Source organism: Mesorhizobium sp. M0052 (assembly GCF_040323255.1).
GTDB lineage: Bacteria > Pseudomonadota > Alphaproteobacteria > Rhizobiales > Rhizobiaceae > Mesorhizobium.
Genome location: NZ_JAMYUS010000010.1, coordinates 116858 through 137278, shown reverse-complemented (window position 1 = coordinate 137278; position 20421 = coordinate 116858). Strand labels below are relative to the sequence as shown.

Annotated in this window: 17 protein-coding genes; 5 read left to right on the top strand and 12 right to left on the bottom strand. The window is 65.3% G+C overall.

What is annotated here, in order from left to right; genetic code table 11:
- Position 1: 1 nt before the first annotated feature.
- Genes tssE through tssA form a run of 5 tightly spaced genes read right to left on the bottom strand, consistent with a single transcriptional unit; the run spans position 2 to position 4476 of the window.
- Positions 2–757: a type VI secretion system baseplate subunit TssE gene (gene tssE, locus NKJ77_RS15880; protein WP_023714850.1), complete on the bottom strand. Its 756-nt coding sequence runs from the start codon at positions 755–757 to the stop codon at positions 2–4.
- Complete coding sequence (locus NKJ77_RS15875; protein WP_023673716.1) at positions 744–1193, bottom strand: Hcp family type VI secretion system effector; 450 nt, start codon at positions 1191–1193, stop codon at positions 744–746. Before NKJ77_RS15875 ends, tssE begins: the two co-directional genes overlap by 14 nt.
- A gap of 52 nt (positions 1194–1245) precedes the next feature.
- Positions 1246–2751, bottom strand: a complete 1506-nt coding sequence (gene tssC / locus NKJ77_RS15870; protein ID WP_023682611.1) for a type VI secretion system contractile sheath large subunit — start codon at positions 2749–2751, stop codon at positions 1246–1248.
- Positions 2752–2754: 3 nt separating this feature from the next.
- Positions 2755–3291 carry a type VI secretion system contractile sheath small subunit gene (gene tssB, locus NKJ77_RS15865; protein ID WP_023673718.1) on the bottom strand — a complete coding sequence of 179 codons (537 nt, stop codon included), beginning with the start codon at positions 3289–3291 and terminating at the stop codon, positions 2755–2757.
- Positions 3292–3297: 6 nt separating this feature from the next.
- The gene (gene tssA / locus NKJ77_RS15860) at positions 3298–4476 is read right to left on the bottom strand and encodes a type VI secretion system protein TssA (protein WP_023687034.1); all 1179 of its coding nucleotides are present in this window, start codon (positions 4474–4476) and stop codon (positions 3298–3300) included.
- A gap of 324 nt (positions 4477–4800) precedes the next feature.
- Between tssA and tssH the strand changes: the two genes are divergently transcribed.
- The gene (tssH, locus tag NKJ77_RS15855) at positions 4801–7575 is read left to right on the top strand and encodes a type VI secretion system ATPase TssH (RefSeq protein WP_023732192.1); all 2775 of its coding nucleotides are present in this window, start codon (positions 4801–4803) and stop codon (positions 7573–7575) included.
- Here the strand turns inward: tssH and NKJ77_RS15850 are convergent, their stop codons facing one another.
- From NKJ77_RS15850 to NKJ77_RS15825, 6 genes are all read right to left on the bottom strand, one after another.
- Positions 7576–8811, bottom strand: coding sequence for a VWA domain-containing protein (locus NKJ77_RS15850; RefSeq protein WP_023687036.1), 1236 nt, complete (start codon positions 8809–8811; stop codon positions 7576–7578).
- 2 nt (positions 8812–8813) lie between these two features.
- Positions 8814–11066: a DUF5682 family protein gene (locus NKJ77_RS15845; RefSeq protein WP_352535432.1), complete on the bottom strand. Its 2253-nt coding sequence runs from the start codon at positions 11064–11066 to the stop codon at positions 8814–8816.
- A 4-nt stretch (positions 11067–11070) separates the two neighbouring features.
- Positions 11071–12150: an ATP-binding protein gene (locus NKJ77_RS15840; RefSeq protein ID WP_352535431.1), complete on the bottom strand. Its 1080-nt coding sequence runs from the start codon at positions 12148–12150 to the stop codon at positions 11071–11073.
- A gap of 19 nt (positions 12151–12169) precedes the next feature.
- A complete protein-coding gene (locus tag NKJ77_RS15835) occupies positions 12170–13603 on the bottom strand; it encodes a DUF5691 domain-containing protein (RefSeq protein ID WP_352535430.1) in 1434 nt (477 codons plus the stop codon).
- Complete coding sequence (locus tag NKJ77_RS15830) at positions 13600–15003, bottom strand: SWIM zinc finger family protein (protein ID WP_352535429.1); 1404 nt, start codon at positions 15001–15003, stop codon at positions 13600–13602. Before NKJ77_RS15830 ends, NKJ77_RS15835 begins: the two co-directional genes overlap by 4 nt.
- A gap of 98 nt (positions 15004–15101) precedes the next feature.
- Positions 15102–15641 carry an Lrp/AsnC family transcriptional regulator gene (locus NKJ77_RS15825; protein WP_352535428.1) on the bottom strand — a complete coding sequence of 180 codons (540 nt, stop codon included), beginning with the start codon at positions 15639–15641 and terminating at the stop codon, positions 15102–15104.
- A gap of 48 nt (positions 15642–15689) precedes the next feature.
- Between NKJ77_RS15825 and NKJ77_RS15820 the strand changes: the two genes are divergently transcribed.
- The gene (locus tag NKJ77_RS15820; protein ID WP_352535427.1) at positions 15690–16868 is read left to right on the top strand and encodes an MFS transporter; all 1179 of its coding nucleotides are present in this window, start codon (positions 15690–15692) and stop codon (positions 16866–16868) included.
- Positions 16869–16928: 60 nt separating this feature from the next.
- Positions 16929–17348 carry a GNAT family N-acetyltransferase gene (locus tag NKJ77_RS15815; protein ID WP_023684459.1) on the top strand — a complete coding sequence of 140 codons (420 nt, stop codon included), beginning with the start codon at positions 16929–16931 and terminating at the stop codon, positions 17346–17348.
- Here NKJ77_RS15815 and NKJ77_RS15810 read toward each other — a convergent pair.
- The gene (locus tag NKJ77_RS15810) at positions 17345–18460 is read right to left on the bottom strand and encodes an anhydro-N-acetylmuramic acid kinase (RefSeq protein ID WP_023709949.1); all 1116 of its coding nucleotides are present in this window, start codon (positions 18458–18460) and stop codon (positions 17345–17347) included. The genes NKJ77_RS15815 and NKJ77_RS15810 overlap by 4 nt on opposite strands.
- Before the next feature lie 213 nt (positions 18461–18673).
- Here NKJ77_RS15810 and NKJ77_RS15805 point away from each other — a divergent pair, with 213 nt between their 5' ends.
- Positions 18674–19357, top strand: coding sequence for an SDR family NAD(P)-dependent oxidoreductase (locus NKJ77_RS15805; protein WP_023668581.1), 684 nt, complete (start codon positions 18674–18676; stop codon positions 19355–19357).
- A 172-nt stretch (positions 19358–19529) separates the two neighbouring features.
- Positions 19530–20384: a MetQ/NlpA family lipoprotein gene (locus NKJ77_RS15800; protein ID WP_023668580.1), complete on the top strand. Its 855-nt coding sequence runs from the start codon at positions 19530–19532 to the stop codon at positions 20382–20384.
- Positions 20385–20421: the final 37 nt, after the last annotated feature.

Genomic DNA, 20421 nt, shown 5'->3' with positions numbered 1-20421 from the left:
CTCAGGCTTCCCTGAACTCGGTGCGCGCCAGTCCGTTGTCGAGATTGATCGTCGTGCGCAGGCGCATGCGCTCGGGCGTCGGCGTCATGATCAGCACGGCGTCGATCTCGATCTTCAGGCCGGTCTTGTCGCCGAGGTTGACCGTGACTTTCGTCGCGCTCTCCTTCAGCCGCGGCTCGAATGCGGCGAGCACGGCGCGGATCTCGCGTGCCAGAACATCGCGATCGAAGTCGCGCGACGACCGGCCGGAGAAGGACGGCACGCCATAATTGACAACGCTGCGGCGCACCTCCGGAAAGTCGGCCAGCGATGTCGGACGGTCGGTCATCTGCTCGGCCTCGAGATCGGATAGCAGCGGCGCGGATTCGAAACGCTCGGTGTTGAACAGCGCCTCGATGTCGCGCCGCACGGCCTCGCGCAGCACATCGGGCGACACCACGATGCCTCGGCTTTCAAGCTCGCCACGGTGCCGGTTCTGAAACGCCAGCCGGTGCAGCCGGCGCTTCTGATCGGGGTTCAATGCGTCATCGGCGTCGATGCGCCTCGGTCCGTCTGCCAGCAGCTCGTCCAGGCGCTCTGCGCCAAGCTCCTCCTGCAGAGCCTGCCTGAGCCCGTCTATCTCCGAGCTCAGGCCCGGCAGATCGTTGACGAGGCGGTCCCACAGCGAAGGCTGTACCGCCTCGCGCTTGGCCCGTGAACCGCCCGCCTGTACCTTGTCGGCGGCAGGGCGCTTTGCTCGCCCCTCACTTGCCGACATAGACATCCATTTCGGCTTCGTCATTGTCGTCATAGACGAACTTGATCTTCTTGTAGGCGAAGGAGACTTCCTCCTGGATCAGGTCGGCTTCATCATCGGCCTGCGACATGTCGTATTCCATGATCGAGGCGTCGGTCAGGGTAACGACCAGATAGTCCTTGCTCTCGCCGTCGATGGTCCGCCGCGCGGAGAATTTGACCTCGTCCAGCGCCTTGTTTTCGAACAGGGCCTTGGCCAGATAGGGTGAGGCCTTGTCATAGTGCTTGGTGAACTTGATCATGCCCATCGACACGCGGCCTCGGCGCGAGAGGGAATTGGGGTCGTAGGGCGCGACCATCTTGTAATCGACGCCATGGATTTCGATCTCGTCGTCATGGCCGTCGCGTGTGCTGGGCCCCTTGATATCCGGAACTTTCAGAAAACCGTCGATCTTCATTGTGGGCATTTTCGTTCTCCACCGCTTTCAAACAAAGGTTTGGTTGCTGCAATCAGGTCTTCACGGACGGCAATTCCGACACCAGCCTGAGTGAGGCGTTGATGCCCTCCAGCTGGTAGTGCGGGCGCAGATAAAAGCGGGCGTTGTAGTAGCCCGGCCGGCCCTCCACGCTGTCGACCTGCACCTCGGCGGCGGCAAGCGGACGCTTGGCGCGCGCCTTGTCGTCGGCGAAGGCCGGGTTGGCCAGCACGTACCGGTTGATCCATTCGGTCAACCAGATCTGCATGTCGGTGCGTTCCTTGAACGATCCGACCTTGTCGCGCGCAATCGCCTTGAGGTAGTGCGCAAAGCGCGAGACCGGGAACAGATAGGGCAGGTTGGCGGAGAGCCGCTCATTGGACTGGGCGTCGGGGTCGACCAGGCGGCCCGCCCGCGTCTCGTCATCTTGCAGCGAATGGGCGCCGATAAAGGCCGCGAGATCGGTGTTCTTGCGATGCAGGATCGGCATCAGCCCGAGCTTGGCCAGTTCCGCCTCGCGCCGGTCGTCGATGGCGACTTCCGTCGGGCATTTCATCGCGATCGAGCCGTCATCGGTCGGGAAGGAGTGCACCGGCAGGTTAAGCACAGTGCCGCCATTTTCGACGCCGCGGATCTGGGTGCCCCAGCCATAGAGCTTGTGGCTGCGGTTGATGTTGACGCCCATCGGGAAGGCAGCGTTCATCCAGACATATTTGTTGTGATCGCCCTGCACTTCCTCCTCGAAGGAGAAGCCCTTGACCGGGACTGTCTCCGAGCCGTAGGGCAGCCGCGCCAGCACGCGCGGCATGGTCAGCCCGATATAGCGCGCATCCTCGCTCTCGCGCAGCGATTGCCACGAGGCGTAGGCCGGGTTGGAGACGATCTGCTGCAGGTCCTGCGGGTTGGGCAGTTCCTGCCAGCTGTCCATGCGGAACAGCCGTGGCGAGGCGGCGGCGATGAACGGCGTGTGCGCCGAGGCGCAGATGCCGGAGATGTTGCGCAACAGGCCGACGTCGCGCGGGTGGTTGGAGAACTCGTAGGCGCCGATGACGCAGCCGATCGGTTCGCCGCCGAGCATCGAATACTCGTCGGTGTAGACCTTCTTGAAGATCGGGCTCTGGTCCCACATCTGGCCTTCATAGTCTTCGAGCGTATCGGCCAGCTGCTCCTTGGAAATGTTCATCACCCGGATCTTCAGCTTCTGATCCGTCTCGGTGTTGTTGATGAGGTACCAGAGGCCGCGCCAGGTGCCTTCCATCTGCCGCACTTCCGGCGCGTGCAGGATTTCGTTGACCTGGGTCGTCAGCATCTTGTCGATGCCGGCGATCAACGACTTGATCGACTTGATCGAGTTGGACGAAATCGTCGTCGTCTCGGAGCGCGACTGCGCCGCCAGAGCCAGGTTGCGAACCAGCTGCTGCAGCTTCTCGCTGTCGTCCTTCTTGACCTTGAAGTCCTTCTCCAAGAGCTGGCTGAATTCGCCGAGATCGACGGCCTCGGCCTCGGCGACGGATGCTGCGGTCTTTTGCTGTTCGGCCATGATCTATTCCTCACCCTTGTCGTCGGACAGCGCCTGGGCGGCGATCTGGCCAAGCAGCGGCTGATTGTTCAGCAATTGGGCGATGCGCTTTTCGGCATCGACGCGGCCGTCCATGAAGCCGAGCAGCTCCTCGAGCTGGCGCCGCATCTTGAGGATTTCGGCCAGTTGCGGGACCTGTTCGGCGATCTTGTCGGGGGCGAAATCGCCCATCTTGGTGAAGGTCAGGTCGAGCGCCAGTTCTTCGTCGCGCTCCTGTCCCTCGGCCTGCGGCAGCGTGTTCTTCACCCGCGCCTTGACCCTGGGTCCCAGCGCTTCCATGAATTTGGGGAAGCGGTTGGCATCGGTCTCGACAAAGGAACGGTCGAGCACCGTCTTGGACGCTTCCCTGGTCTGCGATGCGCCCGACAGGTCGGCCATCACGCCCATGACGAACGGCAGTTCGATCGTCGTCGGGCTGCCGTAGGTTTCGACATCGTAGGCGATCTGCACGCGCGGGGCGCGATTTCGCTCGATGACCTTCGCTTTGCTTTCGGCTGGCATGTGTTGCTACCTTTCATCCTTCTGGGCAGTCTTCTTGGCGTCGGGAACGCCGGCGAGCAGCCGGAATTCCTTGAGCCCCGACGGGGCGAGGTCTTCCATCAGTTCAACGAAATCCATGTGCACCATCCTGCGCACCCGGCGGGCGAGATGCGGGATCGGACTCGACGGCTCGGTGCGGTCGTAGAACGCGACCACAAGGTCGAGGCACTTCACCACATCGTCGCGCGAGGAAATCCTGTCCGGGAGCCCCGCACCGGTCTCCGCGTAGCTTGCCATCGTCTCGGCTCCATGACCGTTTCTGACCGGCGCGGCCGGGCTTGCCGGGGGAGCAGCCGGGCTGGCAGCCCCCTTCGTCGCTGCCTCTTCCGTGGTCTCGACCGCCGTATTGCGTTCCAGCGTCGTCAGCACGCGCTGCAAAAATCGTTTCAGGTCCGGGACGGCGGCCCCGTTGCTGTCAAGGCGGGCATTCAGCGCCGCATCGACCGCGTCGAGCGCCTCGATCGCTGCGTGCGCCCCGGCGATGAGCGCCGTCATCTGTTCACCGGCCTGGTCCTGATGGGCGGCACAACCGCTGCCCACCCGGTTCAGGAGCTGTCCGTGCGCGCTGACCAGTGCTGCCTTCTCCGTGGCATTCAATCCCGACGCCGCTTCCTGAAGCATGACGCGATCGTCGAGCGCACCCTGTTCGAGATCGCGTCCGCTGATCGGCCCGATGGGACGCGGCGCGAAGAAGACCATCTGCCTGAGGTTCGCCAGCAGGCCTTCCTGGCCGTTCTGCAGGTCGGCCAGCGCGTTGAGGCGGCGCAAGGCGGCCTCGCGTGGTTGGGGGCTGGCCCGCAGCGCCGGGTGCATCGTCTCCCAATGCGTCTCGAAGGTCCTTGCAATCAGGGTCAGGCCCTGTGCCAGTCCGGCCAATCCCTCTTCATTGGCCAGCGCCCGGGCGACAATGACGAGCAGGCGCAGGTCGCGGCCATGCGAACGCAACTCCTCGGCCTTGCCGAGCACGGCAGGCCAGTCGACCGGAATGGTCGATTGCGCGGCTGGCTTGTTGCGCCCGTCATGGACGACCTTGACCTGCGGCTCCGTGAGCCGCTCCAGCTCATGAAAAGCCGGATCGTTGCGCAAGTCTTCGCCTGACGGATTTTCACCGTCCAGCGGAGCAAGCCAGAGTGCGAGATCGATCACAGATACCCCCGGCGACCGGCTCTAAAACCGTACGTGACCCAACGTTAGCACACGGTTGCATATTCCCACAATTCGCCATCCGCTCAAAAGTTAACGAGCGCTAATGAATGTCGGTGCAACTGCGTCTCGGATGGCGCAATTCATGGCGTGCTTGGCCAACCTCGTATGTGAAGCGCATCGCATAGGATTAGAAAAAATCGTGGTTGTCTGCATTTGGCGGCGCGGGACTCTCCACAAAGGGAAAAGGCCGGCTGCATCAAGCGCTTTGTCAAGCGGCTGCTTATGTGGCAGGCTGTCGACGGGCAGATTGCAGGAGCACGTTCGATGGAACAGCGCCGGTCGTCGCAGGGGTTCAAACGCAAGGAACTGGTTGGCAAGCTCAATCCGGTCTGCCTGCGCGCCTTCAAGGCCGCCGCCGACAGCGCCAAGCTGCGCGGCAATCCTTACGTCGAACTCGTCCATTTCATAGAACAACTGGTGCTGTCCGAGCGTTCGGATGTGCAGATGATCATTGCCGATGCCGGCGTCGATGCCAGCCGGCTTACCAGCGAAATGACCCGCGCCGTCGACAAGCTGCCCTACGGCGCCACCTCGATCGAGGAATTTTCCGACCACATTTTCCACGCCATCCAGGAAGCCTGGAATCTGGCGACGCTGGAATTCGGCATGGAGGAGGTCCGCAGCGCCCATGTCGTGCTCGCCTGCCTGAAGACGCCGGTGCTGGAAGGCCTGGTGGCGAAGATCAGCGGCGAATTCGACAAGATCGACGCCGACGGGGTCATCGCCCGCTTTGCCGAGGTGGTGGACGGTTCGCTCGAAGCCGGCGCCACGGCAGCAGTGGCTCCCACCGCGGAGGCGCCGCGGCGAGCTCCGGGCGGGGACTCCGCGCTGGCCAAATACGCCACAGACCTCACCCAGCGCGCCCATGACGGCAAGATCGACCCGGTCGTCGGCCGAGACCCGGAGATCCGGCAGATCATCGATATCCTGATGCGGCGCCGGCAGAACAACCCGATCCTGACCGGCGAGGCCGGTGTCGGCAAGACCGCGGTGGTCGAGGGGTTTGCCCTGCGCATCGCCCAGGGCGACGTGCCGCCGCCCCTGCAGGGCATCAGCGTGCGTATGCTCGACGTCGGCCTGATGCAGGCCGGCGCCAGCGTCAAGGGCGAGTTCGAGAAGCGCCTGAAGGCGGTGATCGACGAAGTTCAGTCATCCGAGACGCCGGTCATCCTGTTCATCGACGAGGCGCACACGCTGATCGGCGCCGGTGGTGCCGCCGGAACCGGCGATGCCGCCAATCTCTTGAAGCCGGCGCTGGCGCGCGGCGAATTGCGCACCATCGCCGCAACCACCTGGGCCGAGTACAAGCAGCACATCGAAAAGGACCCGGCGCTGACCCGCCGTTTCCAGGTGGTCAAGATCGATGAGCCGTCGGAAGCGGTCGCTGTGCTCATGCTGCGCGGTGTAGCCGGCGTGCTCGAACAGCATCACGAAGTGCAGATCCTGGACGAGGCGATCGAGGCGGCGGTCGGCCTGTCGCATCGTTACATCCCGGCGCGGCAATTGCCCGACAAGGCGGTCAGCCTGCTCGACACCGCTTGCGCCAGGGTGGCGATCTCGCAGCATGCGACGCCGGCCGAGGTCGAGGACATTTTGCGGCGCCGCCAGGCGCTGGAAGTCGAAAGCGGCATCATCGGCCGCGAGGCCGCGATCGGCATCGAAGTAACTGACCGGCAGGCGCGGGTCGAGGCCGGGCTCACTGAAGCCGGGACCATGCTCGCCGCCGCCGAGGAGCGCTGGGAGCGCGAAAAGGCGCTGGTTGCCGAGATCCTCGAACTGCGCGCGCGGCTGCGCGGCGACGGCGTCCCGCTCGATGCGGTGGCGACAGCTGAGGCCGAAGCCGAACCGGCAGCGCCGGACGAAGAAAAGACCAAGGTGCCCAAGGCCGAGACGCCCAAGGCCGAAACGTCCGAGACCGAAGCGCCGGCTGCCGAAGCTGCGCCGTCAGATCCTGCCGCCGATCTGGCGCGGCTGCGTGAACTCATGGCCGAGCTTGCCACCGCGCAAGGCGAGACGCCGCTGATCCTGCCGTCGGTCGACCGCAATGCGGTAGCTGCCGTGGTCCAGGACTGGACCGGCATCCCGACGGGACGGATGCTGTCCAGCCAGACCGAAAAGGCGCTCAAGCTGGCCACCACGCTGTCCGAACGTGTCGTCGGCCAGGATCACGCCATGGAGATGATTGCCAAGCGCGTGCAGACCAGCCGCGCCGGGCTCGGAGCGCCGGAAAAGCCGGTCGGCGTGTTCCTGCTCTGCGGCCCCTCGGGAGTCGGCAAGACCGAGACGGCCCTGGCGTTGGCCGAGACGCTCTATGGCGGCGAACAGAACCTGATCTCGATCAACATGTCCGAATTCCAGGAGGCGCACACCGTCTCGACGCTCAAGGGCGCACCGCCCGGCTATGTCGGCTACGGCAAGGGTGGCATTCTCACCGAGGCCGTGCGCCGAAAACCCTATTCGGTGATCCTGCTCGACGAGGTCGAGAAGGCGCATCCCGACGTCCACGAGATCTTTTTCCAGGTCTTCGACAAGGGCATGATGGATGACAGCGAGGGAAGGCGCATCGACTTCAAGAACACGCTGATCCTGCTGACGTCCAATGTCGGCTCCGAAGTCATCATGGAGCGGACCGGCAACGGCACGGTGAGGGCAGGGCTCGACGGCCTCGATGCTGCACTGCGCGCTCCACTGCTGAAGGTGTTTCCAGCGGCCTTCCTCGGCCGCGTCGTGACCATCCCTTACTATCCGCTCTCGGATTCGATGATCGAGGCCATCACCCGCCATCAGTTCGGCAAGATCGCGCGGCGGCTGCGCGCCAGCCACGACGCCGAACTGGTGATCGGCGACGGCGTCATGGCGCTGGTCAGGGCGCGCTGCACCGAAATCGAGTCCGGTGGCCGCATGATCGACGCCATCCTCACCAACACGCTGTTGCCGGAACTCAGCCGCGGCGTGCTGAACCGGTCGCTCGACGGCGAGAAGATGACCAAGGTGACCGTCAGCGCTTCCACTGACGGGTTTGCCTATTCGTTCGAATAGTCAGGCCTGACTGCTCGGCTCCGTCTCGGCGCGGATCAGCTTGATGTCGGCGCCGGCTGCCCAGGCGCCGATATCCTCGCGCCGCAACGCCGCCGCCATCATGTCGGGAAACAGGTCCGGCGTGCAGGCGAAGACCGGTATGCCAAGTGCCGCGACCGAAGCCGACATCGCCGGATCATAGCCCGGCCGGCCCTGATCGGTCAGCGCCAGCAGCACGATGACATTGACGCCGGACCGGACCAGCGCCGCAAGCCGCCGCAGCAAGTCCTGGCCGTTGCCGCCCTCATAGAGGTCGGTGATCAGCACGAAGTGGGATTTGGTCGGCCGCTCGATGCGGTCGGCGCAATAGGCGACCGCCTGGTTGATGTCGGTGCCGCCGCCGAGCTGCACGCCAAACAGCACCTCGACCGGGTCGCTGAGCTCTTCGGTCAGGTCGACGATGGCCGTGTCGAAACAGACCAGCTTGGTGCGCACGACCGGCAGCGACGCCATCACCGCGGCGAAAATCGAGGCGTAGATCACCGAGCTCGCCATCGAGCCGGACTGGTCGACGCACAGCACCACTTCGTCGAGATCGACCAGCCGGCGTTGCTTGCGCATGAAGCCGACCAGTTTTTCCGGCACGACGGTTTTGTGCTCAGGCTGGTAGTGGCGAAGATTGGCCGAGATGGTGCGCGGCCAGTCGATGTCGCGTTGGCGCGGCCGGTTGGTGCGTCGCGACTTGTCGAGCGCGCCACGGATCGCCTCGGCGGTCTTCTGCTCCAGCCGCTGCATCAGCTTGGCAACGATGTCGGCGATGATGGTGCGGGCGATGTCCTTGGTCTTGGCCGGCATCACCGAACGCAGCGAGATCAGGTCGGCGACGAGGTTGACGTCGGCCTCGATCGCCTTGAGGAATTCCGGCTCCATCAGCATCTGCTTCAGGTTCAGCCGCTCAAAGGCATCCTTCTGGACGATCTGGACCACCTGGGCGGGAAAGAAGGAGCGGATATCGCCCATCCATTGCGCCACGCGTGGCGCCGAGCGGCCGAGCCCGCCGCGCCGCTTGCGCGGGTCGGCATCGGCATTGGCGCCGTCGCCGTAAAGCGCATCGAGCGCCGAAGACAGTTTTTTGTCATCACTGGAAAGGGCGGAGGAAGCCTCGTCATCGGCGCCGATCGCCAGCCGCCAGCGGCGCTCGCGCCCGCTATCGGAGGATGCTGGGCCGGGTTCGGGCACTTCGGCTTCGTCATCCATTGTCACACTCCGCCCGCCAGCAATGGCCCAAGCCGCTCCAGGTGACGGCGCCAGCCCTCGCCGCCATCCGGCGCCGGCGTCAGGCCGGCCGGCAACCTTGCGGTGCGGCCGAGCACGGCCTCGATCAACCGCTGCCGCTCCATCGAGTCCAGATTGGAGAAGACGCGGCGCAGCAATGGCAGATGCGCGATGAAAGCTTCCTCGTCGAGCGATTTCAGCCACCCATCGACGGCGCCGCGCAGGCCCTCGTCGTAGATCAGCCGCTGGCCGGCAGTGCTGAAGAAACCTTCGAAGAACCCCGCTGCCTGGGCGACCGGCGTCCCCGGCGACAGCCTGCGTCCGAGCAGCCCGGCGGCGTCCTCTGCCGACAGTTGGCAGGCTTCATAGAGCAGATGCGCGGCGCAGCCGGCGAGCAGCGCCGTCGAGCCCGGACCTTCCAGCACGCCGGTCAGGCCGTTGCGCCATGCATCGAGCACGCCTTCGCCGGGCTCGACCAGCCGGATCGCCGTGTCGGCCTTGCGCACAGCACCGACCAGCGTGGTGGCGGCCTGCTCGTCCAGGTCGCGCACCGCATAGGGCAGCGCGATCGCGCCTTCGACGATCAACCGTTCCAACAAACCGGACAGCCGGTTGGTTTCGGTCTTGCGCGCCTCGCCGTAACGGATGATGTCGGCAAGCGGCGGCACCGAGGCCAGCATCTCCAGGCATTCGCTGCTGTGCGCTGCGCGCGCCTCCAACGCTACAAGGCCGGCGCTCGCGGCCTCCGACAGATCCGCCGTAATGGCGCTCTGGACAAGGGCGGCAAGCGTGTCGAGGCTCGCGGCCGCACCGAGCATCTGGATCAGGCGGCCATTGGCGGCCTTTTCGATAGTCGGGCCGTAGATCAGGTTCTCGACCAGGCGCACGGCATATTCCGGCTCCCAGGCCAGCGTCCATTTTTCGCGAAAGGTGCCGCGGCTGCGGCCGGCGTCGGCCAGCCTGCCCCATTGCACGCCAAGCACGTTCAGCCGGTGCAGCAATGTCGAACGAAACAGTCCGCTTTCGCTGCGCAGATCGACCGACAGCTCGCGTTCCAGCGCCTCCGGCTTCAGCCGCGCCGCCTTCTGGTTGCGCTGCAGGTCCTCGATCAGCGGCGCCAGCGGCGTGTCGGGCGGAATCTCGCCGACATCCGCGCCCAAAAGCAGCTCGGCCTCGACCAGCGCCCACAGCACCGCTTCGCCGTTGAACAGCGCCGCGATCGCGGCATCGCGCAATTCCTCGAAGCCGGGCTTCGGCCGCTCGCGAATGGCAGCCAGTGTGCGCGCAAGCCGCTCGGCCTCGATCAGCGACGCGGTCGACACCAGATGGCCCTTCGCCCGCAGCACCGCCGCGATCGTCGCCAGCCACAGCGTCGCGGCGTCGCGCCGCCCTCGTGTGCGCCACAGATGCTTGCACCAGCCGGGCGCGACGACGCCAGCGCCATAACCATAGCCCAGCGCAAGACGCGGCCCGGTCCATGGCGCCCATGTCATGATGCTTTTGCGCCGGGCAATTCCCTTGATCAGCGCCTGGTCGTTCTTCTGCGTGTGCGCGGCCTGCAGGGCCGGCACATGCCATGCGCCGCAGACGACGGCGATCGGTCCGGCGAATTCCTTGCGCGCGGCGGCGATTTCCAATCGCATATGCGCTTCACGCTTGGCCTCGAACGGCGCGATCGCACCTTCGCCGTCGCGCAGCGTCGTCATCGCATCGGTGATGGCAGCGAAGATTGGACCCGGCTGCGGATTCTGCTCGATAATGTCGGCCCACCAGCTTTCGCCATCTTCATAGCCGGCGGCCGCAGCCAGCGTGCCGATCGGGTCTCGATGCGATGCGGGCTCGCCATCGTCACCGGTTTCGTCCTTGGGTTCGGGCTTGTCGGCGTCAGCCGTTTTGTCGGTGTCGTCGGTTGCCGGTGCCGCGAACCGTGCCGATGACGGCAGGTCGATGAACCGCAATGCCGCCTTGTTCTCCACCGCCCACACCGCCGCCTGGTATTCCGGCGAGAACTCGGCGAACGGCCAGAAACTTGTCGCGGCCGGATCGTCCTCGGGGTAGCAGAGCAGCGCCACCGGCGGCTGCATCTGCGGGCGCGCCAGCAATGGCAGCAGGGCGGATGCGTCGCTCGGCCCTTCGATCAGCACCGCGACCGGCTGCAAGTCCCGCAGCGCCTGCACCAGGCTGTCGGCGGAGCCCGGCCCGTGATGGCGGATGCCGAAATAGGCGACGTCGCTCATGACCTCAGATCGCTGCGTTCAGCGCCGCGTAATAGCCGGCATAGTCCGGCCGCTTCTTGAGCACCGTTTCGAGATATTCCTCCAGCACCACCTTGTCCTGCACCGGGTCCTTGACGATGGCGCCGACAAGGCTGGCGGCGAGGCCTTCGGCGCCGAGCTTGCCGCTGTCGAACCACGCCGCCTGGCTGAGGCCGCCGACCATGGTGGCGATCGCCTCGGCGGTCGAGAGCGAACCCGAAGGCGTCTTCAGCGTCACCTTGCCGTCGGCGGTTGCGCCCGAGCGCAGCTCGCGGAAAATGGTCAACACGCGAGCGATCTCCTCGCTGACATTTTTCGGCACCGGCAGGTCGAGCCCGCCGGCCATCTCGTCGACCCGCTTGGAGACGATCGCCACCTCTTCCGCCATGTCCTCGGGCAGCGGCAGCACCACCACATTGAAGCGGCGTTTCAGCGCCGAGGACAGCTCGTTGACGCCCTTGTCGCGGTTGTTTGCGGTGGCGATGATGTTGAAGCCGCGCTGGGCATAGAGCGACGTGTTGAGTTCCGGGATCGGCATCATCTTTTCCGACAGCACGGTGATCAGCGTATCCTGAACATCGGAGCCCATGCGCGTCAACTCTTCCAGGCGGCATAGCTTGCCGCTCTCCATGGCGCGGTAGAGCGGCGTCGGCACCAGCGCCTCCTGGCTCGGCCCTTTGGCCAAAAGCTGCGCATAGTTCCAGCCGTAGCGGACCTGGTTCTCGTCGGTGCCGGCCGTGCACTGCACGATTAGCGTCGAGTTGCCCATGATGGCGGCGGCGAGATGTTCCGACACCCAGGACTTGGCGGTGCCGGGAACGCCGAGCAACAGCAGCGCGCGGTCGGTAGCGAGTGTCGCCACCGCGGTTTCCATCAGCCGGCGGCGGCCAACATATTTCGGCGATATCACGGTGCCGTCGCTTGCCTTGCCGCCGAGCAGATAGGTCAGCACGGCCTTCGGCGACAGGCTCCATCCGGCCGGCTTCTGGCGTTCGTCATTGCGCGCCAGCGCCTGCAGTTCAGCGGCATAGGCCTGCTCGACAGGGAGGCGGATGGCTGCGTTCATGGTGCTGTTCTCCGGATTGTCATGTGTTGGTTCCCGTCAGGGCCGCGTTGAGGCGCAGGAAAGCGAGCGAGGCTGCCGCCGGCGGCATGCCAGCCGCAACAATGTCGCCGATCAACCGTTCAGCGGTCTCCGCTGTGGCAAGAAAGCCTATCGTTTCCAGGGCGTGGTCCGCGCTTAGCTTCGCGGGCTCGTCGTTTCCCGCAACCATGGTGCGCAGTGCCGACAGCGCCTTGCCATTTGTCAAATCGTCCCATTCAAGCCAACTCGCTTCGGCGCCTTCGACCAGGTTGAGCGCTTCAAGATTTTGAGCGTCCTTCAGGATCTGCCTGATCAGGTTCCGCTTCCTGCCGCTGTCCAAACGCAACATGAGGTGGAAGACAAACAATGCCGACTTGCCACCTTCGGCGACAAGCGTATCCGCCAACAGCGCCACCGTGGCATCGCTGCCGGACACGGCGACCATCCGAACGAGAGACAGATCCGCTCTGTCATCGGCACCGAATTGCCATGCCCCGATGAAATCGGACTCTGTTTTGCCGAAATGCGCCGCAAGATCGACCAGGTAACAGCTTGCGAACAGGTCGACGCGACGACTTTCTTGCGCAGCCGATTTGAGTTTTGCCGGCGTGTATGTGGTGCGGCGGCGGATGAAGCCGGATTTGCCTTCTGTGATGAAGGCGGCGAGTTCGGCAACGGGGTCGTCGGCTCCGTCGTTGCCCGGCCGGCCATGCTCGCCCAGCCTTGCCAGCAGCCGGCCCGCCAGCTCCCGCACCTTGCCGGAGCGGTCGGTGGCCAGGCTTTTCAGGAATGGCGCGTCCGTGGGCGTCAGGTTGAAATGCATGAGTTCGATGAGCGCCAGCCGGACTTCAGCCGGCTCGCCCGTCGCCTTGGCTTCCATCAGGCTGCGGGCCGTGGCCGGATCGCGACGGCGCATCTCGGCCAACGCGATACGGCGCGCGGCGGGGTAAAAGTCATCCCAGTTCTGCGCCGTCAGCTGCTCCTGCGGGGCAATCTTCAGCCCCTCGACGCTGGCCTGCCAGTCGATCCACGGCGCATAGATGTCAGGGCTGTTCTGGTCTGATGCCGAAGGCATCCAGTCCATCGGATGCAGCACGTAGCCGCGGCTGGCGACGAGCGTCGCGACACGCGACTTGCGCTGCGCATCGGCGGCGTTCTTCAGGGCCGCCCGCAACAGCGGCCGCAACCGCTCCGGCAGCAGCGGCAGGCCAAGCCTCGGCAGCGGCGGGCGCCGCTTCAGCGTCTTCGGCGCCGACGGCCGCAGGCCGACATCGAGCGCCTGCGCCGCGATCGCCAGCAGACGTCGCTCCCGTTCGTCCGGGCTTGCGCCACCCGCGATCTCCTTCCATGCGGTTGGCGCCAGATCGAACGCGGTTCCGCCGGTGATCCAGCAGTCGCGCATCGTCGCCAGGCCGGTTAGTTCGAGCTCGTTCATGACAGATCGAGCCTCCCGAAGCCGCTTTGCGCGGCCAGCAGATCGAGCCGCGCGCCGTTCCAAAGCGCTGCCGTGGCCCCGAGGTCGAGGCCAAGCACGGTCTGATCGACGGTCCCGCTAACAGGCAGGGCGATCCCTTGCGGGTCGTGCGCCGCTTGCCACCAGGCGGTGCCGCGCTCATCGAGCAGGATCGCGCCGGCAGGCAGCATCAGCGGGCTATCGGTCGACCAGGGCGCTGCGTCCTGGTGCGCCGCATGCGCCGCGAGCGGGTCCTTGACAGCGTCGAGGCCGAAATCCGGCCAGGCGCCCGACACGACGTCGCCCTTGCGCTCCGCCACCAAGGCCCGCAGTGGCTGGCGCGACGGGTAGAATACCAGGCGGGCGTGGAACCGGTCACCGGGCGTGAACGCCGCCGAGCGGCGGCCGGCCGAAGCCGGAAAGAAATCGAGCAGCAGCCCAAACTGCGGCGTCGGGCTTTTCAGATCGAGCAGCCAGGTCGAATGGCTGACGAGACCGTCGCGGCGGGTCTCGATCTTCTCGCCGACGACCTCCCAATGGCTGTCGACCTGCTTCGCGTCGGGACTGGACAGAACCTGGTCGCGGGTTTCGGACGCCGACACCAGTCGCTTCAGCTCGGGATCGTCGGGCGCCGAGCGCCAGGCTTTGGCCAGCAGCACCAGCTTGCCGAGTTCGCGGATCGCCGCGTCCGGCCGTTCCTCGCTGCGCAGCGCCATTAGCCGGGCCGGGATTTCGTCGATGCGTCCGGCAAGCGCCGTCGCCTTCATGTCGACAAGCCGCGCGGCAATGCGGCGGCAGCGCTCGCTGCTGGCGTCGGCAAAGGCGGAAAGGCCGAGCCGCAGCTGGTCGGCAATCCAATGGTCGAGTTCGTCCAGCGCGCCTGCCACCGCGGTGCGCGTATCTTCCGCCCGCTTGCGCTGCGCCGTCTCGCGGCGCTCCGTCGTGGCGGCGTCATCGACGGTGCTTTCCTCCGCCTGCGAGGCCTCGCCAATGCTCTTGCCAGACGCGCCCCTGCCAGGCTTTGCGTCGACCGGCGGGGGCGCAGTCTTCCTGCGCCGGCCAAGCCAGTCATTGACCCATTCCGGCGTTGTTTCGGCTGATGTGAAGCTGGCCGGCGACGTGGCGGCGATCCACATCAGCGCCAGCGTGTGCTTGCAGGGAAATTTTCGCGACGGGCAGGTGCATTTGTAGCCGTGGTCGCCGGTGTCGACGACGGTGCGATAGGGGTTGGATCCCGAGCCCTGGCATTCGCCCCAGATCAGCGCCTGCTGCTCGTTCTTCTCCAGCCGCGGCCAGTTCGAGCGCTTGGTGAGCTTCGAGGCGGCGCTTAGCGACGCCTGATCGGGGGCCAGCGCCTCGATGTTTTTCAGTTCGAATTCCAAGCCGCGCCTCTCGTCACCCCAAATCAATGCCTGGCATCAATATAGGGTGCCGTTTGTGAAGGATTGTTGTGGCCCCGGCAAGACGAAGATAGCGCAGATCAGTACAGCGGCGTGGCCATATGCCGGGGCGTCGGCCATTGCGCCGTGATCTCGGGCTGCACAGGGCGCTCGAGATAGGTCGACAGCACGACATAGCTTCGCGTCGAGGTGACGCCGGGCGTTTCGTAGAGACGCGCCAGCAGGCCTTCGAGCGCCCTGGTGTCCTCGGTGCGGACCTTGAGAAGCATGCAGGTGTCGCCGGCCACCGAATGGATTTCCTCGACCTCAGGATATTGGGAGACGGCCATCAGCTCCGGTGTCTTGCCCCAGCCCTTGGTATCGATATGCACGAAGGTGAGCAGCGGCTTCTTCACCGCCTTCGGGTCGATGATCACAGCGGTGCCGCGGATGGCGCCGCTGCGCCGCAGGCGCTTGACCCGCTCATGCGCCGCAGGCGGCGAAAGGCAGACGCGTTCGCCAAGTTCGGCGTAGCTGATCGTCGCATCCTCGACCAGCACGCCTAATATTTTTCGGTCGATTGCGTCGAGCTCGCGGGGAGCTACCTTGTTCTGCAGAACCTCATCTGTTTCTTCGTCCATATCGAAATTCCTTGTTGTCGCGGAATTCAGTTCGGCCATTATGACCCGATGACGAACGCGCATCAAGCTGCAACGCTCCATCAGCCGATTCCGGCGCTGGCCTACCTCCTGACCGGCTGCATCGCCGTCATCGGCTCGAACTCGCTGGTCCTGGGTCCAATTGCTCCGGCAGTCGCCGCATCCTTCGGCACCAGCGTGCCGGCGGTGATGGCCGCGTCGGCCGCCTTCGGCCTCGGCACTTCGGCCAGCGCGTTGTTCCTCGCCCGCTATATCGACGGCGTCGGCGCCCGCCGCATGCTGCAGGGCGCGCTGCTTCTTCTGGCCGTCGGGCTTCTCGCCAGCGCGCTGGCGCCGACGGTGATCATGCTGGTCGCGGCCCAGGCCGTCGCCGGCATCGCCGCCGGCGTCGCCATGCCGGCCATCTATGCCAGTGCAGCGGCAATTGCGCCGCCCGGCCGCGAAAGCGGCACGATCGGCGTCGTGCTGACCGGCTGGACAGTCTCCATGGTGGCCGGCGTGTCGCTGTCGGCCGTGCTTGCCGACCTCGTGCACTGGCGCGCCGTCTTCGCCGCCGTCGCGGTGCTTTCCGCCATTGCGCTTGCTGCCTTGTCGATGACCTCGCTCAGCGACATCAGGAAGAGCGGCCCGGCGCCGTCGCCGTTCGTTGCGCTGGCCATTCCGGGCATCGTGCCGCTGCTCATCGCCTGCACCGCCTTCATGACCGCTTTTTACGGCGTCTACGGCTATCTCGGCGATCATCTGCACCAGGATCTGGGCGAGCCCGTCAGCGCCAATGCGCTGGCCGCACTCGCCTATGGCGCCGGCTTCGGCGCCGCGGCCTTCCTCGACGGCGTCATCGACCGCATCGGCGCGCGGCGCGTCATGCCCTTCGCCTATCTGCTGGTCGCCGTCGTCTATGTCGCCATCGCGCTCGCAAGCAGCAATTTCGTGCTGATCCTGGCTATGATCGCCATATGGGGCCTTGCCAATCATTTCGGCCTGAACGTGCTGGTGATGCGCCTTACCGCGCTCGATCCGTCGCGCCGTGGCACCATCATGGGCCTGAACAGTTCGGTCACCTACCTCGCCGTCTTCATCGGCACCACCAGCTTCGGGCCGCTTTATTCATCGTTCGGCTTTGCCATCTGCGCCATCGTCGCCGCCGTTTTGATGCTGGTTGCGGCAGCAGCGGGGTCATGGCGATCGCCGCTGCCCATCAAGCCGTAAAGCTTGCGTTCTCATCCCGTCCTTCGCTAGAGCTTGGCTTGCCATGCGAGCCCCGCCCGGATGAAGACGACGCTTGAAACCACTGCCGACCCCTCGTCAGACGACCTCGCCTTCCTGGCCGAGCGGCTGACGGCGTTCAATGACGGCGATGTCGGCCCCTCCGGCCGCAAGCCGATCGCCGTCTTCGTTCGTGATGAGCACGGCGCTGTCGTCGCCGGCATTTCGGGATACACCGCCTGGGGCTGGCTCTATGTGCAGTGGCTGTGGGTCGACGAACGCCTGCGCGGCCGGCATATGGCCGGCGACATGCTGGGCGCTGCCGAGGAGGAAGCGGTCAAGCGCGGCTGCCAAAACGCCTGGATTGATACGTTCAATCCGACAGCGGCCAAAGTCTATGAGCGGCAAGGCTACCGGCGCTTCGGCGAACTGCCTGACTTTCCCGTCGGCCGCAGCCGCATCTTCCTGCAGAAGAAGCTCTAACCTGCCAGCCGCCCGCCTTGCATCGGCCGCGGCACGCCGGTGGTGCTGGGAAAGCTGATCGGCAGGCCGCGCAGCACGCGCACGGCAAGGAAGGCAAAGCATTCGGCCTCCACCGCATCGCCTTTCCAGCCCAGTGTCTCGGCCTGCACAACCTCGACGTTGGCGCGCCTCGCCAGCATCGCCATCATCGTCGGGTTGCGGCGGCCGCCGCCACTGACCGCCAGCCGCTTCGGCCGGCGCGGCAACAAATCGAGCGCCTTGCCGACGGCCGAGACGGTGAAGGCCGTCAGCGTCGCCGCCCCATCCTCTGCGCCGAGGCCGTCGGCCATGGCGGCGCCGAAGTCGAAACGGTCGAGCGATTTCGGATAGGGCTTGGTCAGATACGGATGCTGGAGCAATTTGGCCAGCCGCACTTCATCGACGGTGCCGGCCGCGCCCAGTGCGCCGTCGCGGTCCATCTCGCCGAGGCCGTTTGCCTTGATGAAATCGTTGAGCGGCGCGTTGGCCGGGCCAGTGTCGAAGGCGACGATGTTGTCCTTGCCGTCCCACCAAGTGACGTTGCCGACACCGCCGAGATTGAGCACAGCGGTGTCCCCGCTGGCGTCGGCTTCCCTCAAAAGCGCCGCGTGGTAGGCAGCCGCCAGTGGTGCGCCCTGGCCGCCAGCGCGCACATCGTCCGAGCGGAAATCATAGGCGACCTTGGCGCCCAAAATGGAATGCATCAGCGCGCCATCGCCCAACTGGCGCGTATCGCCGCGCCGCCCGGGTTGCGGGGCACGATGCAGCACGGTTTGGCCGTGAAAACCGACCACGCCGATATCGCCCATGGTCAGGCCGTAGCTTTCGACAAGGTCCTTCACCGCCGCCGACTGCGCCCGCGTCAGCGCCTCCTCGGCTTCGGCAAAGATCGCCGGCTCCGGCCCGTCGAAATTCCACACCCGGGCCTGACGCAGCGTCTCCTCCAGCAAGGCACGGATCGCTGCGGGGTAGGGGGCCAGCGTATAGGTGCCGAAATCGGCGATCCGCTCGCCATCGGTCTTGATCAGCGCCACGTCGATATTGCCGTCAAGCACGGTGCCGGTCATCAGGCCGACGGCCCAGATTGGTTCCACGGTCGACTCCCTTGCGACACCGTTTGCGATTCCAACGCAATCACCTGTCGGACGGATTGTCTCGCCAGGCAAGACCCTGGCCGCGGTCGATTGCTCCGAACCTGCCGGCAGGGTTTTTCACCGAACAGCGAAAATCGAGCAACGTCGTTCTTGCGTCTCGCCGCTCAAGACGCCAGCTATGAGACGAACACGTCATCGCCAAGGAGAAACGACATGGCATCCGAAGTCGCAGTGATCGCCGGCGCGGGTGCGGGCCTGAGCGCCTCTTTGGCACGCCTTCTCACCACGGAAGGCTATCGTGTGGTGCTGGCCGCCCGCAACACGGCCAAACTCGCGGCGCTGGTCGGGGAAACCGGCGCGCTGGCCGTCGAAACCGACGTCGCCGATCCGGCCTCCGTCGCCGGCCTGTTTGACGCCGCCGACAAGCAAGGCCCGCTGGCCCTTGCCGTCTTCAATGCCAGCGGCCGCACGCGCGGCCCGATCGCCGAGGTCGATCCCGATGCGGTCAAACAAGCCTTGCTTGTCGGCGCCTATGGCGGCTTCCTGGTCGGCCAGCAAGCGGCGCGGCGGCTGCTTGCGCGCGGCTCCGGTTCGATTCTTTTCACCGGCGCCTCCGCCAGCATCAAGGGCTTTCCCAACTCCGCCGGCTTTGCCATGCCGAAATTCGGCCTGCGCGGTCTGGCTCAGTCGATGGCGCGCGAACTCTTCCCGAAGAACATCCATGTCGCCCATTTCATTATCGACGGCCAGATCGAGCCGGTCGGGACGAAGCCCGAGCGACCGGACAGCCAGCTGTCGCCCGATGCGATCGCGCAGACCTATCTCGCGACCCATCGCCAGCATCGCAGCGCCTGGAGCTTCGAGGTCGAGCTGCGGCCCTTTGTCGAGACATTCTGACCGGTCCGGCGTGACCGTTCTCGCAATTGCGAAATCTTTGAGAGAATATTCCCGGCTTCGTGTTTGAGAAGAAATGCGGTTCTTTGATCCGGCAAGCAGCATTGCCGATGATGTCGTCAAGGCTTGGTATTCCACCTCGCCGCAATGACTTCAGGATTACGAGGGATCGACAATGTCCGAACGCGGAAACGCTTCCAGCTCTCTTCTTTTTTCAGCCATCAGCCGGCGAGCTGCCCTTGCGGCACTTTTTGCCTCGGCCGTCACGCTTGCCGGTCTGGCTCAGCCGACGCCGTCCTTCGCCGAGGACAAGAAGTCTATCAAGGTCGGCATCATCAGCGGCGAGGATGAGGATGTCTGGCGCGTCGTCGTCGCCCAGGCCGCCGAAAAAGGCCTGACCGTCGAGACCGTGGTGTTCAACGACTACACCCAGCCCAACGAGGCGCTCGAGCGCGGCGAGATCGACGCCAACGCCTTCCAGCACCAGCCCTATCTCGACAACCAGATCAAGACCCAAGGGTACCACATCGTGCGCGTCGGCTACACCGGCGTCTGGCCGATCGGCCTCTACTCCAAGAAATACACCAAGGTTGCCGACCTGCCCGAAGGCGCCGTCATCGGCTTGCCCAACGACCCCTCGAATGAGGGCCGCGCGTTGCGCGTTCTGCAGAACGAAGGCGTGATCAAGCTGAAGGACGGCACCGGCATCCTGGCGACCACCGCCGACATTGCCGAGAACCCGAAGAAGGTCGTCATCAAGGAACTGGATGCCGGCATTGTCGGGCGCTCGGTCGAGGATCTCGACGCGGCTGTCGTCAACACCGACTGGGCGCTGAAGAGCGGTCTCGGCCCGGACAACCGCATCGCCCAGGAGCCAGTGGCCGACAACCCCTACCGCAACTTCATCGCCGTGAAATCCGGCAACGAGAACGAGGCGTGGGTGAAGACGCTGGTCGCGTCCTACCAGAACGAGGCGGTCAAGGCCGAGTTCGACAAGGTCTACAAGGGCACCGGGATCAGCGCCTATTGATTGGCGCCTGGTTGTCAGGAGCAGGCGGCCCGCTGTT

Coding starts and splice junctions, on each gene's coding strand:
- tssE (WP_023714850.1), bottom strand. CDS start 757: ATGTCGGCAAGTGAGGGGCGAGCAAAGCGCCCTGCCGCCGACAAGGTA.
- NKJ77_RS15875 (WP_023673716.1), bottom strand. CDS start 1,193: ATGAAGATCGACGGTTTTCTGAAAGTTCCGGATATCAAGGGGCCCAGC.
- tssC (WP_023682611.1), bottom strand. CDS start 2,751: ATGGCCGAACAGCAAAAGACCGCAGCATCCGTCGCCGAGGCCGAGGCC.
- tssB (WP_023673718.1), bottom strand. CDS start 3,291: ATGCCAGCCGAAAGCAAAGCGAAGGTCATCGAGCGAAATCGCGCCCCG.
- tssH (WP_023732192.1), top strand. CDS start 4,801: ATGGAACAGCGCCGGTCGTCGCAGGGGTTCAAACGCAAGGAACTGGTT.
- NKJ77_RS15850 (WP_023687036.1), bottom strand. CDS start 8,811: ATGGATGACGAAGCCGAAGTGCCCGAACCCGGCCCAGCATCCTCCGAT.
- NKJ77_RS15845 (WP_352535432.1), bottom strand. CDS start 11,066: ATGAGCGACGTCGCCTATTTCGGCATCCGCCATCACGGGCCGGGCTCC.
- NKJ77_RS15840 (WP_352535431.1), bottom strand. CDS start 12,150: ATGAACGCAGCCATCCGCCTCCCTGTCGAGCAGGCCTATGCCGCTGAA.
- NKJ77_RS15835 (WP_352535430.1), bottom strand. CDS start 13,603: ATGAACGAGCTCGAACTAACCGGCCTGGCGACGATGCGCGACTGCTGG.
- NKJ77_RS15825 (WP_352535428.1), bottom strand. CDS start 15,641: ATGGACGAAGAAACAGATGAGGTTCTGCAGAACAAGGTAGCTCCCCGC.
- NKJ77_RS15820 (WP_352535427.1), top strand. CDS start 15,690: ATGACGAACGCGCATCAAGCTGCAACGCTCCATCAGCCGATTCCGGCG.
- NKJ77_RS15815 (WP_023684459.1), top strand. CDS start 16,929: ATGAAGACGACGCTTGAAACCACTGCCGACCCCTCGTCAGACGACCTC.
- NKJ77_RS15805 (WP_023668581.1), top strand. CDS start 18,674: ATGGCATCCGAAGTCGCAGTGATCGCCGGCGCGGGTGCGGGCCTGAGC.
- NKJ77_RS15800 (WP_023668580.1), top strand. CDS start 19,530: ATGTCCGAACGCGGAAACGCTTCCAGCTCTCTTCTTTTTTCAGCCATC.